This window comes from Qipengyuania algicida, from assembly GCF_009828025.1.
In the GTDB taxonomy this organism is placed as follows: Bacteria; Pseudomonadota; Alphaproteobacteria; order Sphingomonadales; family Sphingomonadaceae; genus Qipengyuania; species Qipengyuania algicida.
In genome coordinates this window covers 171,487-189,983 of sequence record NZ_WTYA01000001.1, presented here as the reverse complement: position 1 = coordinate 189,983, position 18,497 = coordinate 171,487, and the positions used below count along the sequence as shown (strand labels likewise).

Genomic DNA, 18,497 nt, shown 5'->3' with positions numbered 1-18,497 from the left:
GAGCCAGCGATGACCAAGTTTTAACCTCAGGCCTAACGGTCGCAATAGTCGTAATGACCACTCTGGCACAGGCGCACTGCACGCCGCCATTCGGCCATGCGACGCTCGTATTCGGCTTGCTGGCGCGGATAGTCGCGATAGGCTTTCCAGCCTTCCGCCTGCCGCGCATCGCGCTCGCGAACATGGTCGAGCTGGCGCAGATTGAGCTCGCGGATCGCCGCGCGGTCGCGCTCGCGCGCCGCCTTGCTTTTCATCGACGGATCGTTGGGATCGTCGGCCCGCGCAACGGTGCCAGCGGTCAAAAGGCCGAGAGCCAAGGCTCCGCCAAGCAGTTTCATTCCACGCATTGATTGTGACCCTCCCGGATAATCGATGGGTCCACCACACCCGGGAGGGTTACTATCGGGTAAATTCCTAAGCGGACCTTAACAAGCTGGAGCCTACGGCATTTCCGGTTGCCCGAATTTGCGCGCAGGCTCCGGCCTGAATCACCAGATATGCACACGCTTGTCGGGCGGGATATACATCGCATCGCCGGGCTTCACGTCGAACGCCTTGTACCAGTCGTCGATGTTCCGCATCGCGGTGAGCGTGCGATAGCGCGCCGGACTGTGCGGATCGGTGGCGACCTGGTTCTTCATGGCGTCTTCGCGCTGCTTGCTTCGCCACACCTGCGCCCACGACAGGAAGAAACGCTGGTCGCCGGTCAGCCCGTCGATCACCGGTGCGGGTTTGCCGTCCAGCGAGCGATGATAGGCATCGAGCGCCACGGTCAGGCCTGCAAGATCGGCGATGTTCTCACCCATGGTCAGCTCGGGATTGATCTTCACCCCGGGATTGTCGTCATAGGCTGCGAATTCGGCACCGTATTCCTTGGCTTTGGCATCGAAGCGCTTGGCATCTTCCGGCGTCCACCAGTCGTGCACCGCGCCATTGGCGTCGATCTTGCGGCCCTGATCGTCGAAGCCGTGGCTGATTTCGTGCCCGATCACCGCGCCGACCGCACCGTAGTTGACCGCCGGGTCCGCCGCCGGATCGAAGAACGGCGGTTGCAGGATACCCGCCGGGAACACGATCTTGTTTTCCAGTCCGCCGTTATACGCGTTCACGGTCTGCGGGTTCATACCCCACAGCTTGCGGTCGACCGGCTTGCCGAGGAAGCTCATCTGGTAGGCAGCGTTGAACTTGCCCGCGGCCTCGGCATCGGCATAGAGGTTGTCGGTGATGGTGAGGCCCGAATAATCGCGCCACTTGTCGGGATAGCCGACCATCACGCTCATCTTGGACAGCTTGTCGAGCGCCGCTTCCTTGGTCGAGGGGCTCATCCAGCTGTTGCCCTTGATCCGGTCTGCCATTGCCAGCTTGAGATTGGCAACCAGATCCTGCATCTTGGCCTTGGCCGAGGGCGGGAAGTATTTCGCCACATAGGCCTCGCCGACCAGCTCGCCGAGCGAACCGTCGACCATCGACACGGCGCGCTTCCAGCGTGGGCGTTCTTGCGTCACGCCCGACAGCGTGCTGGTGAACTTGAAGCGGCTGTCGACCATCTTCTTGGTAAGATAGGGCGATGCCTGGCTGGCGATATGGAATTCCTGCCACAGCTTGAGAGTTTCGAGCGGGGTGGAATTATACAGCTCGGCCAGCGCCTTGATCGCCGTGTTCTCTCCCGCGATCAGGCGTTTTTGCGGCGGGATGCCGGCACCGGCGAAATACTGGTTCCAGTCGACGCCAGGGGCATAGGCTTCGAACTGCTCGGTCGAATAGGGATTATTCAGCAGCTCGATCTGGCGCTGCTGGTCGGGCTCCCAGCTCAATTGCGCGACATAGGTTTCGAACGCCATGATCTTTTCGGCGGCTGCCTTCGGATCGGGGGTGCCGATCGCTTTCATGGTCCGGACGATATAGGCGTTGTAGGCCGCGCGCTGCTTGGCGAATTCGGCCTTGAGGTAATAATCGCGATTGGGCAGGCCCAGCCCGCTCTGGCCCATGTAGAGCACGTTGAGGTTGGGGTTCTCGGTGTCGGAGCCGACGCTGTAATCGAACAGGTCGATGCCGAACTTGCCATTGGTTTCGGCCATGTATTTGGCAAAAGCGCCCTTGTCCTGGATCGCTTTCACCTGGTCGATATCTGTCATCAACGGCTTGAGGCCTGCGCGCTCGACCGCCTTTTCATCCATGAAAGCGCGATAGAGCTTGCCATATTTGCTGTCTGCAGGCGCGGTGGTGATGAGGTTCTGAAGCTCCTTCTGCACACCTTCGTAAAGCTCGTAAAATGTGCCGGTGGAGGCGCGGTCGGCGGGGATCTTGGTCTTCGCGAGCCATGTGCCGGAAGCATATTTCTCGAAATCGTCGCCCGGTTTCACATTCAGGTCGCGAGCCGTGAGATCGAGCCCGAATTCGCCGATCTTGGGATGACCGATAACGACGATCTGATTGTTGGCTGCTGCTGCGGCCGGAGTTGTGGCGTCCTGCGCATAGGCGGCAGGAGCAGCCGCGAGCAAGGCACCGGCCAAGGCAGCGCTGCCCAGTGCGCGGGCGCGCAAGAACGTGGTGAATGTGGTCATGAAGAGTGATCCCCGATTAACAATTGCGCGCCTGTCTAGCGGAAAACGTCAAGAATGGCAGGGTTTTCCACGAACGACAGACTGTGCTCTGCGGACGGTTAGGCGGCGTGGACATTCGGACTGACACTCAGGACAGCTGAAAGGCAGTCACAGAATCTATGCCGGCAACGATTAGCAAGTTGTTCGGTGTGATCGCTAGCATGCCGCTTACTGGCGCTGACCAAACCATCTTTCGCTCGGAAGATTTGAGATCAAAAGCATATGTGTCGGTTTCAGTGGATACGAACAGCAGGTTTTCTGTTACAACGACGTTGTTCCGTAGATTTCCGGACCCAGGAATTGGAATTGACCAAGCTACGCTGCCATCTTTTGTGTTGATCGCGTCAATTGCTCGGGAATCACTCCGTAGTGCATAGATGAACCCATTTGATAACGCAGGATGTGCTATATATTGCTTAGCTGTTTTCCAAACTGCCTGTGTTGAAAGCGTGGAATAGCCGATTATAGCATTTGCAGAATAGGGCCACGCGCGTGTTCCATTCATTCCGTAAATGCCGCCTGATCCGTCGAGCATGAGCGCACTCTCCCAGCCGTATTCGCCTCCAGTGAAATATTGATTTTCCAAGGTACGCTTAAGGACACCGGTTGTTGGATCGAATAAATCGACGCCTCTTCCTGCATAGTAATAAACAGAATCGCTATCTACCGCGACTGACTCTCCATCGGTTATGCCGAAGCTGCCGTAACTCTCCCAAAGTTTTGAACCGGTGAGCGCATCGTATCCGAAAACTTGATCGCCATAAAATCCGGCCGCCACGTACATTTTGCCAGCGTGAATGGTGGGTTGCATATACTCACCATATTGTGAAGAAAATTGGTTTTTATATTTAATCGATCCGTCCGATTTATTTATGAAGTATATTGGATTGGTGTTGGTAGATAGATCGATGCCGTTAATGTAAAGCATACCCCCGTTTAGCGATGCGCCCGAAATACTGTTGTGGATTTTAAGCTCATTGTCCCACACGGGCTGGCCATTCGATGCGTCGAGCCGAACAACTCGATCGGCCACATCTGCGGTGGCTGGAATGTCATCCTTCCCTTCCACGACGTAGACAGAGTCCACGTCTGCTGAAACCGGACGAGCGTCGAGCCCAGGTGCAACCTTCCAAGTCCAAGCTTGTGCAATTTTCTGGGCATCATAACGGGCGGCAACATATCCCGTGTGTCCGCTGTTCCGTTGAAACATCGCCCAATCCTTGAGTTGGACGTCCAGGTTGACTGTAAAAGTCTGTGTCGACCCTGGATAAACTGTCGCACAGGCAGATGATTTGCACAGGCGGAACGTGACAGTGCTGGTCGACTTGCCGCCCGGTGCGAAATCTGATGTCTTTAAAGCGACGTCGAATTTCTGGCCTGAGGCGGTCGGTGTGCCGTCGAGCGCATAGCGCTTGCCATTTATGGCCACGTCCGGAACGACAGGGTCGGAACTGCTGCCGGTATAGGTTGCCATAAAACCAAAGCTTGCGGTTTCGCCCTCCGCAACAGTCACATCGGTCGATGATTTTGACAAGGTTACCGCCAAGGTTGGAGGTGGGGCTGGCGCATTGGTCGATGGGGTGCTTCCGCTTTCACCCCCGCATGACGACGTGAGAAATGCGGCGGTGCTCACCGCCGTCAAAAGTGCGACCCTCATGAATAATACCCCTCGTTTGCCAGCTATTCTGCCAACCAATTGAAACTCTGCTTCAAAATATTGTGGGTCACAATGGCATAAGCGACGATTGTCCCACTTTTCTACGGTCTGTTGCAATCCGGCAGGACGCTAACCACTTCGTCGATGTCTGCCAGATGGTGTGCATGCCATCGCCAGTCGCCCTTGACCTACACGAACATTTGCGGAACATCGCTCTTCATGGCACTCACCACAATCTCGGTTCGCGGCGCGCGCGAGCATAATCTCAAGGGCGTCGATATCGACCTGCCGCGCGATGCGCTGATCGTCATCACCGGCCTGTCTGGCTCGGGCAAGTCCTCGCTCGCCTTCGACACCATCTATGCCGAAGGGCAGCGGCGCTATGTCGAGAGCCTCAGCGCCTATGCGCGCCAGTTCCTCGAGATGATGCAGAAGCCCGATGTCGAGCATATCGACGGGCTCAGCCCCGCAATCAGCATCGAACAGAAGACGACCAGCCGCAATCCGCGCTCGACCGTGGCGACCGTCACCGAGATTTACGACTACATGCGCCTGTTGTGGGCGCGGGTGGGCATTCCCTATTCGCCTGCCACGGGTCGCCCGATCGAGGCGCAGACCGTCTCCAACATGGTCGACCGGGTGATGGCGCTTCCGGAAGGGACGCGGGCTTACCTGCTCGCCCCGGTGGTGCGCGGACGCAAGGGCGAATACCGCCGCGAGCTGGCCGAATGGCAGAAGGCGGGTTTCACCCGCGTGCGCATCGACGGCGAGATGTATCCGATCGAGGAAGCCCCCGCGCTCGACAAGAAATACAAGCACGACATCGAAGTGGTGGTGGACCGGATCGCGGTGAAGGAGGGGATCGAAACCCGCCTGGCCGACAGTTTCGAAACCGCGCTCAAGCTGGCCGAAGGGTTGGCCTATATCGACCTCGCCGACGGTGTGGTGCCGGGGCGCGAGGGCGAAGAGGAAGCGGGCGGCGCGATGAAGGGCGCCGGCATTCCCGCCAACCGCATCGTCTTCTCGGAGAAATTCGCCTGCCCGGTCAGCGGCTTTACCATCGAGGAGATCGAGCCGCGGCTGTTCTCCTTCAACGCCCCGCAAGGCGCATGCCCGACGTGTGACGGGCTGGGCGAGAAGCAGCTGTTCGATCCGCAGCTGGTGGTCCCGAACGAGGCGTTGACCCTCAAGAAGGGCGCTGTGGTGCCCTGGGCCAAGTCCAACCCGCCGTCCCCCTATTACATGCAGGTGCTCGCCAGCCTCGCGAAGGAATTCGGCTTTAATCTGGACACGCCCTGGCAGGATCTCGCGCCCGATCATCGCGATGTGATCCTCCACGGCACCAAGGGCAAGCGCGTGCCGCTCACCTTCAAAGACGGGCGCAAGGAATACACCGTCCAGAAACCGTTCGAGGGCGTCATCGGCAACCTCAACCGCCGCCTGCTCCAGACCGAGAGTGCGTGGATGCGCGAGGAGCTGAGCAAGTTCCAGACCGCGCAGCCGTGCGAGACCTGCGGCGGCAAGCGCCTGAACGAGAAAGCGCTGGCGGTGAAGGTGCCCGGCCCGGACGGCCCGACCGATATCGCCACGCCCACCAAGATGAGCGTGTCCGATGCCAAGCACTGGTTCCTCGCGCTGCCCGATCAGCTGTCCGAGACGCAGGGGCAGATCGCCCGCGCGATCCTCAAGGAGATCAACGAGCGGCTGGGCTTCCTCGACAATGTCGGGCTCGATTACCTCAACCTCGACCGGACCAGCGGCACGCTATCCGGGGGGGAGAGCCAGCGCATCCGCCTCGCCTCGCAGATCGGCAGCGGGCTGTCGGGCGTGCTCTACGTGCTCGACGAGCCCAGCATCGGCCTCCACCAGCGCGACAACGACCGGCTGCTGGAAACATTGAAACGCCTGCGCGATCTCGGCAACACGGTGATCGTGGTCGAGCATGACGAGGACGCGATCCGCGCCGCCGATTACGTGGTCGACCTCGGCCCCGGCGCGGGCGTCCACGGGGGCGAGGTGGTCGCCGAAGGCACGCTGAAACAGGTGCTCAAGTCGAAGAAATCGCTCACCGCCGATTACCTCACCGGACGGCGGCAGATCGAGGTGCCGGCCAGGCGCCGCAAGGGCAACGGCCACAAGCTCACCGTCCACGGCGCGCGGGCGAACAATCTGCAGGACGTCACCGCCTCCATCCCGCTCGGCACCTTTACCTGCATCACCGGCGTCTCCGGCTCGGGCAAGTCGTCCTTCACCATCGACACGCTCTATGCCGCCGCCGCGCGCACGTTGAACGGCGCGCGCGTGATCGCGGGGCCGCACGACAAGGTGACGGGACTCGAATATTGCGACAAGGTGATCGAAATCGACCAGTCGCCCATCGGCCGCACCCCGCGATCGAACCCGGCGACCTACACCGGCGCCTTCACCCAGATCCGCGACTGGTTCGCGGGCCTCCCCGAAGCGCAGGCGCGCGGCTACAAGCCGGGGCGTTTCAGCTTCAACGTCAAGGGCGGCCGGTGCGAGGCGTGCCAGGGCGACGGGCTGATCAAGATCGAGATGCACTTCCTGCCCGACGTCTATGTCACCTGCGAGGAATGCCACGGCAAACGCTACAACCGTGAAACGCTGGAGGTGAAGTTCAAGGGCCACTCGATCGCCGACGTGCTCGACATGACGATCGAGGATGCGGAGGAATTCTTCAAGGCCGTCCCCCCGATCCGCGACAAGATGCACATGCTGAACGAGGTGGGGCTGGGCTACGTCAAGGTGGGCCAGCAGGCGACGACGCTTTCGGGCGGGGAGGCGCAGCGGGTGAAGCTCGCCAAGGAACTCGCCCGCCGCTCCACCGGGCAGACGCTCTATATCCTCGACGAGCCGACGACGGGCCTCCATTTCGAGGACGTGCGCAAGCTGCTGGAAGTGCTGCACCGGCTGGTGGACCAAGGCAACAGCGTGGTGGTGATCGAGCACAATCTCGACGTGATCAAGACGGCGGACTGGCTGCTCGACCTCGGCCCCGATGGCGGTGTGCGGGGTGGCGAGGTGGTGGCGGAAGGGACGCCCGAGGAGGTGGTGGGGAGTGAGCGAAGCTACACCGGCCAGTATCTCAAACCGTTGCTGGGGCGGGCGACCCGGAACGAGCCTGCCCCGGCGTAGGCCGGAGGCAGTTGCTGGGGCTGAGGCAAGGTATGCGGCGGGCGAGTCGCGCATGTAAGTGCAGGTTGCCTAGCTAAGGGGCTCAATTCAAAAGCAGAAGATTAGGGTCCGGACTCATTAGAGCCACCATGTGACGAATGCGGCGATGGCGATGGATGCCATGAAAGTCTTGATGTTGCGGTCGAAGCGAGTGGCGACGCGGCGCCAATCCTTGAAGCGACAGAACATGCGCTCGACGACATTGCGCTGTCGGTAGATTTGCCGATCGTGCTCGATGTGCACCTTGCGGTTGGACTTAGCCGGGATGACCGGCGTGGTGCCGCGCTCGATCAGCCAGGAGCGCAAGGCATTGCTGTCGTAGCCCTTGTCGGCGACCAGATACTCTGATGGCGGCATGGCATTGATCGCCAGTATGGCGACCTTGGCGTCATGTGTATTGCCAGGCGTCAGCAGGAGGACGTGTGGGCGACCTTTCTCGTCGCAGACGGCATGGAGCTTGGTGTTACGCCCGCCTTTGGTGATGCCGATACCATGAGCCAAGGCCCCCCTTTTGCGCCTCCGGCGGTGGGGTGGACCTTGATGCAGGAACTGTCGATGAAGAGCCTGTCCGGGACGCCATCGACCCCGGCGAGCTGGGCGAAGATCCGTTCCCACACGCTGCGTTCGGCCCAGCGCCGGAAGCGGTTGTAGAGCGTCTTCTTCGGCCCGTAGACATGCTCGGGGCAATCGCCCCAGCGGCCACCGCTCTTCAGAGCGTGGACAATCCCGGAAAGCACGCGCCGGTCATCAACCCTTGGCATCCCGCGCGTATCGTTCGGCAAGAGCGGCTCGATCCGCGCCCACTGCTCATCCGAAAACCAGAAGAAATCCGCCATCCACCGTGCCTCCTCGCTGGAGACACCTGAATCACATTGCAGCGCCGGTGTGAATCCCGTTTATGGGTCCCGACCCTAGTCACGCCCATGGCGCGGCAAGTCTCGCTCCGCTGGCGCAAGCGGGAGAGGTTGGAGGTGGGCAGGAGGGGCACCACACCATCTTCGCGCCGCGTCGCCAGGCCGATTTCCTCGCCAGCCTTGCGCTCAATGGCAATGTCCGGCTCGCCTGTTGCGCGGCCAGTGTCTCCGCGCAGACGGCTTACCGAGCGCGGCGGGCTTCCCCGGCGTTTGCGCGGGCGTGGGATGCTGCGCTGCTTTCCACGCGCGACCATGCCGAGCAGGTGCTGGCCGATCGCGCGATCAACGGGGTGGAGGAGGAGGTGTTCTATCATGGGGAGGAGGTGGCGCGGCGCAGGCGCAATTCCGACCGGCTGCTGCTCGCCCATCTCGCGCGGCCGGACCGGATGGCCGAGCGGCCCGAACTCGGGCAGGCGCTCCCGCAGCTCGACGCCCAGATCGAGGCGCTGCGGCGCGGGGAGGCGCTGGTGGAGGCTCCGCGCGCAAATTTACCCCAGGACCGTGTTCCATGTGTTTCAGATTCTTGGGATTCCCCCCGCTGCTCCAACAGCCTGCTCGACGGGCTGCCCGATGTCGAGGTGCGGCTGGCGGCGATGAATGCGGCGCGGCCCATGGGTGAGCCTTTGCCCGAGGATATGGCGGAGGCGCAGGACTGGGACGAGGTCGAGGCGATCGAAGCCAGCCAGCTCGCCGCCTATGAGGCCGAGGTGGAGCAGTGGTGGACCGTCACCAGCGAAGACCAGATGCTCGCGATGATGGACGCGCAATGGGCGCGCGAGGACGGGGAAGGGCGAGGGGAAGGGGAATGGGAAGTGGTGGGGGACTGAGGGTATTTGCTGGCGACTGAGCGGCGCGAGGCATATCAGCTTCCGAGCAATTCCAGGTCCACCTTGCCGCTACCGCGTCCAACCAGGCCGATCTCGGTTGCGGCGGCGCGGGAGAGGTCGATCACGCGGTTGCCGTGGTACGGCCCGCGGTCGTTGATGCGGACCACCACGCTCTCGCCATTGGCCACGTTGGTGACGCGCACCCGGCTGCCGAAGGGGAGCGAGCGATGCGCGGCGGTCAGCTCGGTCATGTCGAAGCGTTCGCCGCTGGCGGTCATCCGGCCGTTGAACTTGCGGCCATAGAATGACGCGGTGCCGGTGCCGAGGTCCGTGCCGGATACGTCGTCACCATCGTCGGTGGCGCTAGCGGTGGCAACGGGAACCGCCTGGTCAGGGAGCTGTTGAGTCCCCGTAATCCCCTGCGCGGCAACGGCTTGGGGAGCGTCGACGGCTGGCGTTTCGGTGTGACCGGGCACGGACGGCAGGATGATTGCGAGCACCACCGCAAGGCGGCGCAATTGTTTGGTGGACATCGAAGCTATTCCTCCCTTGCGGTGCCAAGGGTGATAGCCGCCGAAAATGGACGAGTCCCTAGTCCGGGGGGCGCTGGCCCCATTACTGCCACAGTTCGTCGTGGAGTCCCGGAACGCGACAGGTGGGGAGTGAACGGGCCTTTTCCTACCATCGCTGGGATGGCTCAACTCGTCGCAGCGACCCTCCGCGACTCGATTCGCAAGCGGGGAAATGGCGGAATTGGAGGCTTTTAGAGGGGGCGTCGGCGCGATGAACGGCGGCGCTCAAACAGAAAATGGGGCCGACATCGCTGCCGACCCCACTCTCACCGATGCGTGGTCATGTGCCCGAGGGCGCGTGAACTTGGCATCCGGCGTTTCCCCGTTCCATCGCGAGCAAGTCGCGTCGGATCGGCTATATCACCGGCGCTCGCACCGGCATCCGGACCCACCCTCCTTCGGGCTTTTCCTTCCAGCTCGCGTGATCCGAAGATCCGCGCCACTGTCCGGCAAGCACCCGTTCTCGACAGGCGGCTCCGCGGTCAGACTGGCCTTGGTGGCCGGGCTTCCGTCAGGTTTGTGCCGCTCCGATCCGAGGACCGATACGGACGCCCCTTCCTTCCATCCAACCGGACAATCCGGCCCGTTTCGAAAACTTTTGGCGCATCCTTTTCAACGGCATTTCCGCATTGGACCGAAGTCCGCTGGCAGACATGCCTCCAAGGCTGCGTGGACAGGTTTTCTCCACGTCTTTCCGGTTTGAAATCTATTGAAACATCAGGTTGTTAAACCCTCAATCCCGATACAATCTCATTCCGTTCCGATGATTTGAAGCTGCGCCTTCAGTGGCGAATTGGCAAGCGACGCAAGCCGCGCTTATCCACCGCTCGCCGTTTTTGCTGTGGAGGAGAGTGGATAAGTTCACCACTCGTCGCAAAATTGAAATGAAGTTATCCGAGATCGCGCTTGGCCAGCAATTTAAGCCGCAATGCGTTCAGCTTGATGAAGCCTTCGGCATCCTTCTGGTCGTAAGCGCCGGCGTCGTCTTCGAAGGTCACATGCGCTTCGGAATAGAGCGAGTGCGGGGATTTGCGGCCGACGACGCTCGCCAGCCCCTTGTAGAGCTTCAGCCGCACCGTGCCCGAGACCTTGTCCTGGCTATGGTCGCAGGCCGCCTGCAGCATCTCGCGCTCGGGGCTGAACCACAGGCCGTTGTAAACCAGCTCGGCGTAGCGCGGCATCAGCTCGTCCTTGAGATGCGCGGCGCCACGATCGAGCGTGATCTGTTCGATCCCGCGGTGTGCGCGGGCGTAGATCTCGCCGCCGGGTGTTTCATACATGCCGCGGCTCTTCATGCCGACAAAGCGGTTCTCGACCAGATCGAGCCGCCCGATGCCATGCTTGCGGCCAAGCTCGTTAAGCGCGGCGAGCAGGGTGGCGGGGCTCATCGCTTCGCCATTGACCGCGACGCCATCGCCGCGTTCGAAATCGACCGTGATATATTCGGGCGCGTCGGGCGCATCCTCTGGGTTGACGGTGCGCGAATAGACATAGTCGGGCGTCTCTTCCCACGGATCTTCGAGCACTTTGCCCTCGGACGAGGTGTGGAGCATGTTCGCATCGGTCGAGAAGGGGCTTTCGCCGCGCTTGTCCTTCGGTACCTGGATCTGGTGCGCTTCGGCCCATGCGATCAGCGCGGTGCGGCTGGTAAGGTCCCATTCGCGCCACGGAGCGATGACGGTAATGTCAGGGTCGAGAGCGTAGGCGCTGAGCTCGAAGCGTACCTGATCGTTGCCCTTGCCGGTCGCGCCATGGGCGATGGCATCGGCATTGGTTTCATGCGCGATCTCGACCAGCCGTTTGGAGATCAGCGGACGCGCGATCGAAGTGCCGAGCAGGTAATCACCTTCGTAGCGCGCGTTCATGCGCATCATCGGAAAGACGAAATCGCGCACGAATTCCTCGCGCAGATCCTCAATGAAAATGTGTTTCTCGGGGATGCCCATTGCGCGCGCCTTCTCGCGCGCTGGGCCAAGTTCCTCACCCTGTCCGAGATCGGCGGTGAAGGTCACCACCTCGAGCCCGCGCTCCACTTCGAGCCATTTGGCGATCACCGACGTATCGAGGCCGCCGGAATAGGCAAGGACGACGCGTTTGATATCGGACATGGTGCAGGCTCCGGCAGGAATGGGGCGGATGGGATTTCGGCGAGCGCCCTAGGACGCAGGTGCACGCGGCGCAATGGTTCTCAACCGCGCGGGCAGCAATATGCCCAATGCGAAGGCGCGATAGATATAGCTCAAAAGCATGGCTGCCCACAGGCCGGTCGCACCCCAAGGCCTGAGCGCGAGATCGGTGGCAACATAGAGTGCAGTGGCAGCCAGCGCGGCGTTGCGGAAGGCGCGCGACCATGTGGCGCCGATATAGATCCCGTCGAGCAGCCATGCGGGCATTCCTGCCAGCGGTATCAATGCGACGAAGGCGAGATAGGGATAGGCCGCCTGACGCACGGCCTCATTAGTGGTGATCACATCGATGATCGCCCCGCCGAACAACACTATGGCAAGCGCGAAGATTGCCCCAGCCGCCAGCGAAAATTCCCCTGTCAGCCGGATTGCGCGCAGCACCTCTGGCCGGTCGCTGCGACCCACTGCCGCGCCCACGCGCGCCTCGGCAGTGAAGGCGAAGGCGTCGAGCACATAGGCGCTGACCGCGACGAACTGATCGAGCACGGCATTGGCCGCCAGTTGCTCCGTGTCCAACCGCGCTCCGCCATTGGCGAACCATGCGAACAGGAACAGCAGTGCCAGCGTGCGGACCATGATGTCGAAATTGACGGTGAACAGCCGCTTCAGCTTCGCGCGGTCGAACAGCAGCGCATAATGGCGCAGGCGCGCGAAATTCACCCATCCCCCGACATGCAAGGCAATCGCGATCCCGCAAAAGAGGGCGAACCATTCGGCAATCGCAGTCCCGGCAGCGACCCCGCGCGCACCCCAGCCGAGACCCCAGACGAACCAGATATCGAGCGCGATATTGGCCGCATTCATCGCTATCTGGAGCGCCAGCGCGGCGCGCGTCCGCCCCAGGCCGAACAGCCAGCCGAGAAGCGCGAAAAAGCCCAGAGCGGCAGGCGCACCGAAGAAACGCACCGAGACATAGCCATGCGCGGCGTCGGTCAGCTTCTCCCCACCGGCGAGAAGGGCGAAGGCGCTTTGCGCCAGTGGATATTGCAGGAAGACAAGGGCGAGGCCTACAACATGGCCGATCGCAAGTCCGCGCACCAGCATTGCGTTGGTTTCATCCCGATTGTCGCTGCCATAGGCCTGGGCGGTCATCCCGGTCATGCCCATGCGCAGGAAACCGAACGCCCAGAACACGAAGGTGATGACAACCGAGCCGAGCGCCACTCCGGCCAGCGCCACTGCATCACCCGTGCGGCCGATCACGAAAATATCGACCATTCCGACCAGCGGGATGGATGCCTGACCCAGAATGATCGGCCATGCCTGTGCGAAAATCGCTCGGCGGGTGAGGGCGGGGCGGGTCATGTGGACGCCTTAATCAACGCGCTTGAGTCATACCACCAAGCGTGGCACGAAATCGCCATTGCCGATGCTGCGCGACAATCGCGCTCGGCCGATATTTTGGAGAGGACCACCATGAAACCAACCCTTTTGCTTGCCGGTGCGGCTGCGCTGGCCATGACTTCCGCCGCGCAGGCCGACGAAGGTATGTGGACATTCGACAATTTCCCGACAGCGAAGGTGCAGGCCGCCTATGGCTGGGCCCCGGACAAGGCGTGGCTTGATCGCGTGCAGGCCGCAGCGGTCCGGCTGACGGGTGGATGTTCGGCGAGCTTCGTGTCCTCAAGCGGTTTGATCCTTACCAACCACCATTGCGTCGCCAGCTGCCTGTATGACAATTCGACTGGCGAGAACGATCTGCTCAAGAACGGCTTTCTGGCAGATCGCCGGACGCTCGAAAAGAAATGCCCGGGCCAGCAGGCCGAAGTCGTCACCAAGATCAGCGACGTCACCAGTCAGGTGAAGGCGGCTTACGCTGGGCTCGACGGAGAGGCCCTGACCAAGGCGCGCGATGCCAAGTTTGCCGAGATCGAAAAGGCGGGCTGTCCCGACACGGCCATGACCCGGTGCGAGGTGGTGACGCTGTTCGGCGGCGGGGAATACAAGCTCTACACCTATCGCAAATACTCCGATGTCCGGCTGGTGTGGGCGCCGGAAGACCGGGCTGCGACTTTCGGCGGCGATCCGGATAACTTCAATTTCCCGCGCTATTCGCTCGATGCCAGCTTCCTGCGCGCCTACGAAAATGGCAAGCCAGTCGCGACCCCGCAGCATCTCAAGTGGGAACCGCGCGAACCGAAGCTGGGCGAGCTGACTTTCGTTGTCGGCAATCCGGGGTCGACCAGCCGGCTGTTCACCGGCAGCCAGCTCGCCTTCGAGCACGAGGTGCGCTTGCCGATTACCGTGGCGGTGCTGTCCGAACTGCGTGGACGCCTGATCCGTGCGATGGAGGAAAGCCCCGAGAACGAGCGCGAAGGGCTCGACATGCTGAACGGCGTCGAGAACAGCCTCAAGGTTTACATCGGCCGGATGAAGGCGCTCAACGATCCGGCCTTCACGCAAAAGCTGGCCGATGCCGAAACCGAACTGAAGCAAAAGAGCAAGGGCAATGCCGAGATCGGCGACCCCTGGGCCACCGTCCAGAAGGCGGTGAATGCCTATCGGTCCCTGTATCTGCCCTATCGCTTCACCAATCCCAGCGGCGAGCTTTACGGCTATGCAGAATCGCTGGTGATGGCGGCGCAGGAACGCGCCAAGCCCAATGCCGAGCGGTTGCCTGGATATACCGACAGTGCTCTGCCGTTGCTGGAAAAGCGTGTGCTCGATGAAAAGCCGGTCTATCCCTGGTTGGACGAGCTGATGATGGAATGGAGTCTCAGCAAGGCGCGCGAATATCTCGGCGTGGACGATCCGGACAGCAAGCTTTTGCTGGGTAAGGAAAGCCCTGAGGAACTGGCCAGCAGGCTGGTCAACAACACCAAGCTGGCCGATCCGGCCTATCGCAAGCAGCTGTGGGAAGGCGGGCTGGACGCGATCAAGGCATCGGACGATCCGATGATCCAGTATGCGCTCAAGCTAATCCCGCGCCAGCGCGAGTTGCAACAGGAAGTCAACGCGCAATATGCCGGGCCGCTGGCGATTGCCGGGGGCAAGCTCGCCGATGCGCGCTTTGCCGCCTATGGCACTGATCTCTACCCCGACGCGACCTTCACCCTGCGCATCAGCTACGGCAAGGTTGCGGGCTGGATCGAGCGCGGCAAGGAAGTGCCGTTCCAGACCACACTGGGCGGCACGTTCGACCGCGCCACCGGATCGCCGCCCTTCGACCTTGCCCCGGCATTCGCCAAGCATGAGAAGGATATCGATCCCAACGTGACCTATGATTTCGTCACCACCAACGACATCATCGGTGGCAATTCGGGATCGCCGGTGATCGACCGTGCGGGCGGCGTGATCGGCGCGGCCTTTGATGGCAACATCAACTCGCTGGGCGGTAATTATGGCTACGACGGCAGCGTCAACCGCACTGTCGTGGTCTCTACCGCCGCGGTGCAGGAAGCGCTCGAGAAGATCTACCCGGCGCCGAATCTGGTCAAGGAACTGGCGGCGAAATAACCGCAACTCGGGGGCGTGCTGCGGCGCGCCCCCGCTTGTTTAGCGCAGCTGGCTGTCCTTGCTGCCACGCCGGTTGATCGAGGAATGCGCAATCGCGCGGTCACGGCCCGATTGGCAGGCGATGCAGGTCTTGACGCCGGGTAGCGCATTGCGACGGCGTTCGGGGATTTCTTCGCCGCATTCGACGCAATATCGCTCGCTTTCGCCCTGCGGCATCCGCGCTCTCGCGGCGCTCACAGCGTCCGAAACAGTATCGTCGATCTGGTCCTGAACCGCGCCATCACGCGCCCATCCACCTGCCATGAGGCCATCCTCCTTGTGTCACCCAAGATGGCGACGAGGATGGATTCTTCAAGCGCCGCGGTGGCTTAGACCACGCGGCCGCCGCTCATCTTGGCTTCGGCTTCGGCCATGTACCCACGGCTCAGCGGCAGGGTGCGGCGATTGCGGCTGAACTGGAGCTGGTAATTGCCCATGCCGCCATTCTCGAACGCGCCGGTCGCCCCGGCGAGGTAGAATGTCCACATGCGGAAGAACCGCTCGTCGTACATGGCGACGATCTTGTCCTTGTTGGCCAGACAATTGTCGTACCATGCGCGCAGGGTAAAGGCGTAATGCAGCCGCAACGTCTCGATATCGGTCGCGATCAGGCGGCTCTTCTCGCTCGCTTCGACAGTCTCCGATAGCGCAGGGATATAGCCGCCGGGGAAGATGTACTTGCGGGTGAAGGCATCGGTCGTGCCCGGAGTGCCGAAGCGTCCGATCGTGTGGATCAGGGCCACGCCATCGTCGGTCATCAGGTTGGCGCAACAGCGGAAATAGGTCTCGAACTGGCGCTGTCCGACATGCTCGAACATGCCGACCGAAACGATCCGGTCGAACTTTTCGCCACGTTCGGCAAGGTCGCGGTAATCGACCAGCTCGAACTTGACCCGGTCGGCGACGCCTGCCTTCTCGGCGCGTTTCTGTGCGAGGGCGAACTGCTCCTCGCTCAGCGTGATGCCGAGCACGGTGACATCGGCATTCTGCGCGAGATAGATTGCCATGCCGCCCCAGCCGCATCCTATGTCCAGCACGCGCTGTCCCGGCTTGAGGTCAAGTTTCGCCGCGATATGCGCCAGCTTGGCCTGCTGCGCCTCCGACAACGTTTTTACGCCTTCGGGCCAGTAACCGCAGCTATACTGCATATATTCGGGGTCGAGCATCAGCTCGTAGAGTTCGTTGCCGATGTCGTAGTGATGGCCGACGTTCTTCTTGGAGCTGATCCGGTTGTTGACCTGCTCGAACGCGAAAGCGGCGGAATTGGCAAGCTTGCGGCCGAACGAGGGCAGGCCGACGTCGCCACCTTTGTCCCACGGCGAATTGGCCTGCAGCAGCTCGACCAGCTGCATCACGTCGCCGTGCTCGAAATTCAGGCGACCATCCATGAAAGCTTCGGCTGCGCCCAGTGCGGGATCGAGCACGATGTCGCGTGGCACCTTCTTGTCGGTGAAGCGGATCGCGACGTCGGGATAGCCATCGACGACCGAGCCGTAGATGCGCTCATCCCCGTCGGCGAAAAACACTTCGAGTGTGCCAAGTTTGACGGCGTGGCGCAGGAAGCGGTGAATCAGTGTCTTGCTCATAAGCGGACCTCTAGGAGGGGATGGCGATGATTACCAATGGGAGTTACGAAGAAACGCCGTCAGATGCCCGCGTACCACTGGTAACCGGCAACATCCTCCCAATAACCGCCCTTGCCGCCGCCGATGTTCGCAAGGCTTTCCACCGCCTCAATTCCCGTCAGATATTTGGCGTGCTTATAGCCTAGCTGGCGCTCGACCCTGAGACGCAGCGGCGCTCCGTTGCGGACCGGCAGCGGAGCGCCATTGAGCATATGGGCGATGATCGTCTGCGGGTGATGGGCATCGTTGAGGTCGATGCTCTCGTAATAAGGCGTACCGCGCAGTTCGTCGGCGCAGCGCAGCACGATGTAGCGCGCACGCGGATCAAGCCCCGCCATGTCGAGGATCGTTTTTAATTGCGGCCCGGTCCACTGGCCGATGGCGCTCCAGCCTTCGACGCAGTCGTGGCGCGTGATCTGGGTGCGTTGGGGCAAGGCGCGGATTTGATCGAGCGAAAGGCTCATCGGCTTTGCGACAAGGCCGCGTATGTCGAGCTGCCAGTTGGCAAAGCCCGCCGCCGCGTGGGCCGGGTAATCGCCGTTGGTTGGATCGGTCGAACCATTGCCGCGGAAGAACGGCGAGATATCCTTCGGGCTGAATTCGGGCACCAGTTCCTGCGACGGATTGAGCAGCCGCTGGGCTTTCATCTGCAAGCTGTCGGCAGCGCCCAGCACGCTCGACCCGGCCTTCGTATTGGCGATCTTGTCGCAGCCCGCCAGCAGAGTTGCGCCGAGCCCGACCAGCAAGTTCCTACGCTTCATCGCGGTGCCCTCCATCGATCATCGCGCTGATCTGTCGTCTCGGGCCGGACAGCAGGACGAGCAGGATATGGATCACGAAAAAGCCGACTATCGACCATGCGAAGATAAAGTGCAGCGAACGGGCCGACTGGCGACCACCCAGCAATTGCACCAGCCATCCGAAACTCGGCTCCATTCCCGGGCTGATCGCGATGCCGGTGGCGATCATCATCGGCAGGAAAATGCCCAGCACCACGCCATAGGCGAGCTTCTGGAGGAAATTGTATTTGCTCCCGACATCGTCGAAATTGAGTTTGAGATGTTCGACCACATCGTGCCAGATGTTGGCAGGGCGCCATTCGCGCTTGCTGGTGGCGATATCGCGGCGAAAATGGCGGTTGGCGAGCATCGCCACCCACATGAACAGGAGCATCAGAGCAAAGCCCCATGCCGCGAGAATGTGCCAGGCGCGTGCCTGCGCGAGATTGTAATAGCCGGGGATCACCATCCAGTCGGGAAAGCGCGGGACCGAGAGCCATTGCTGTCCCTCGGCAAAGCCCCATTGCCCCCAATAGAGACGCGGGTGTGCGTTCGAAATCGTGAGGCCTGACATGAACAGTACCGTCACGAAAACGAGGTTCAGCCAGTGCCAGATACGGGTCGAAAGCGCGTGACGTTTCATC

14 protein-coding genes are annotated in these 18,497 nt (G+C 61.6%); 3 read left to right on the top strand and 11 right to left on the bottom strand.

From position 1 onward, the window contains the following. Positions 1–32: 32 nt before the first annotated feature. The 3 genes from GRI58_RS00980 to GRI58_RS00970 all read right to left on the bottom strand — a co-directional run bounded on the left by GRI58_RS00980 (position 33) and on the right by GRI58_RS00970 (position 4,260). Positions 33–347 carry a hypothetical protein gene (locus tag GRI58_RS00980; protein WP_237451997.1) on the bottom strand — a complete coding sequence of 105 codons (315 nt, stop codon included), beginning with the start codon at positions 345–347 and terminating at the stop codon, positions 33–35. 141 nt (positions 348–488) lie between these two features. Next, positions 489–2,564, bottom strand: coding sequence for a M13 family metallopeptidase (locus GRI58_RS00975; protein ID WP_160751687.1), 2,076 nt, complete (start codon positions 2,562–2,564; stop codon positions 489–491). 127 nt (positions 2,565–2,691) lie between these two features. After that, the gene (locus GRI58_RS00970) at positions 2,692–4,260 is read right to left on the bottom strand and encodes an outer membrane protein assembly factor BamB family protein (protein WP_160751686.1); all 1,569 of its coding nucleotides are present in this window, start codon (positions 4,258–4,260) and stop codon (positions 2,692–2,694) included. Positions 4,261–4,479: 219 nt separating this feature from the next. Here GRI58_RS00970 and uvrA point away from each other — a divergent pair, with 219 nt between their 5' ends. Then, positions 4,480–7,416: an excinuclease ABC subunit UvrA gene (gene uvrA, locus GRI58_RS00965; RefSeq protein WP_160751685.1), complete on the top strand. Its 2,937-nt coding sequence runs from the start codon at positions 4,480–4,482 to the stop codon at positions 7,414–7,416. A 117-nt stretch (positions 7,417–7,533) separates the two neighbouring features. On the opposite strand, the gene GRI58_RS00960 is transcribed toward uvrA, so the two are convergent. Beyond that, positions 7,534–8,291, bottom strand: a protein-coding gene (locus GRI58_RS00960; protein ID WP_419957008.1) for an IS5 family transposase whose coding sequence is annotated in 2 segments (ribosomal slippage) — positions 7,534–7,962 and positions 7,965–8,291 — 756 coding nt in all. Because the reading frame shifts where the segments join, the coding sequence is not laid out codon by codon here. Between the two features lie 62 nt (positions 8,292–8,353). Between GRI58_RS00960 and GRI58_RS00955 the strand changes: the two genes are divergently transcribed. Then, positions 8,354–9,196: a hypothetical protein gene (locus tag GRI58_RS00955; RefSeq protein WP_160751683.1), complete on the top strand. Its 843-nt coding sequence runs from the start codon at positions 8,354–8,356 to the stop codon at positions 9,194–9,196. 35 nt (positions 9,197–9,231) lie between these two features. On the opposite strand, the gene GRI58_RS00950 is transcribed toward GRI58_RS00955, so the two are convergent. From GRI58_RS00950 to GRI58_RS00940, 3 genes are all read right to left on the bottom strand, one after another. Beyond that, positions 9,232–9,729, bottom strand: a complete 498-nt coding sequence (locus GRI58_RS00950) for a septal ring lytic transglycosylase RlpA family protein (RefSeq protein ID WP_160751682.1) — start codon at positions 9,727–9,729, stop codon at positions 9,232–9,234. 929 nt (positions 9,730–10,658) lie between these two features. Then, positions 10,659–11,876, bottom strand: coding sequence for an argininosuccinate synthase (locus tag GRI58_RS00945; RefSeq protein WP_160751681.1), 1,218 nt, complete (start codon positions 11,874–11,876; stop codon positions 10,659–10,661). A 48-nt stretch (positions 11,877–11,924) separates the two neighbouring features. Beyond that, positions 11,925–13,259, bottom strand: a complete 1,335-nt coding sequence (locus tag GRI58_RS00940) for an MATE family efflux transporter (protein WP_160751680.1) — start codon at positions 13,257–13,259, stop codon at positions 11,925–11,927. Positions 13,260–13,370: 111 nt separating this feature from the next. Here GRI58_RS00940 and GRI58_RS00935 point away from each other — a divergent pair, with 111 nt between their 5' ends. Then, positions 13,371–15,410, top strand: a complete 2,040-nt coding sequence (locus GRI58_RS00935; protein ID WP_160751679.1) for a S46 family peptidase — start codon at positions 13,371–13,373, stop codon at positions 15,408–15,410. A 39-nt stretch (positions 15,411–15,449) separates the two neighbouring features. On the opposite strand, the gene GRI58_RS00930 is transcribed toward GRI58_RS00935, so the two are convergent. The 4 genes from GRI58_RS00930 to GRI58_RS00915 form a co-directional block, all read right to left on the bottom strand. After that, positions 15,450–15,713: a DksA/TraR family C4-type zinc finger protein gene (locus GRI58_RS00930; RefSeq protein ID WP_160751678.1), complete on the bottom strand. Its 264-nt coding sequence runs from the start codon at positions 15,711–15,713 to the stop codon at positions 15,450–15,452. A 65-nt stretch (positions 15,714–15,778) separates the two neighbouring features. Continuing rightward, positions 15,779–17,035 carry an SAM-dependent methyltransferase gene (locus tag GRI58_RS00925; RefSeq protein ID WP_160751677.1) on the bottom strand — a complete coding sequence of 419 codons (1,257 nt, stop codon included), beginning with the start codon at positions 17,033–17,035 and terminating at the stop codon, positions 15,779–15,781. A gap of 59 nt (positions 17,036–17,094) precedes the next feature. After that, entirely contained in the window at positions 17,095–17,835 is a 741-nt protein-coding gene (locus tag GRI58_RS00920; protein ID WP_160751676.1) for a molybdopterin-binding protein, read from the bottom strand. Next, the gene (locus GRI58_RS00915) at positions 17,825–18,496 is read right to left on the bottom strand and encodes a cytochrome b/b6 domain-containing protein (protein ID WP_160751675.1); all 672 of its coding nucleotides are present in this window, start codon (positions 18,494–18,496) and stop codon (positions 17,825–17,827) included. The genes GRI58_RS00920 and GRI58_RS00915 overlap by 11 nt, the downstream gene beginning before the upstream one ends. Between the last annotated feature and the right edge of the window lies 1 nt (position 18,497).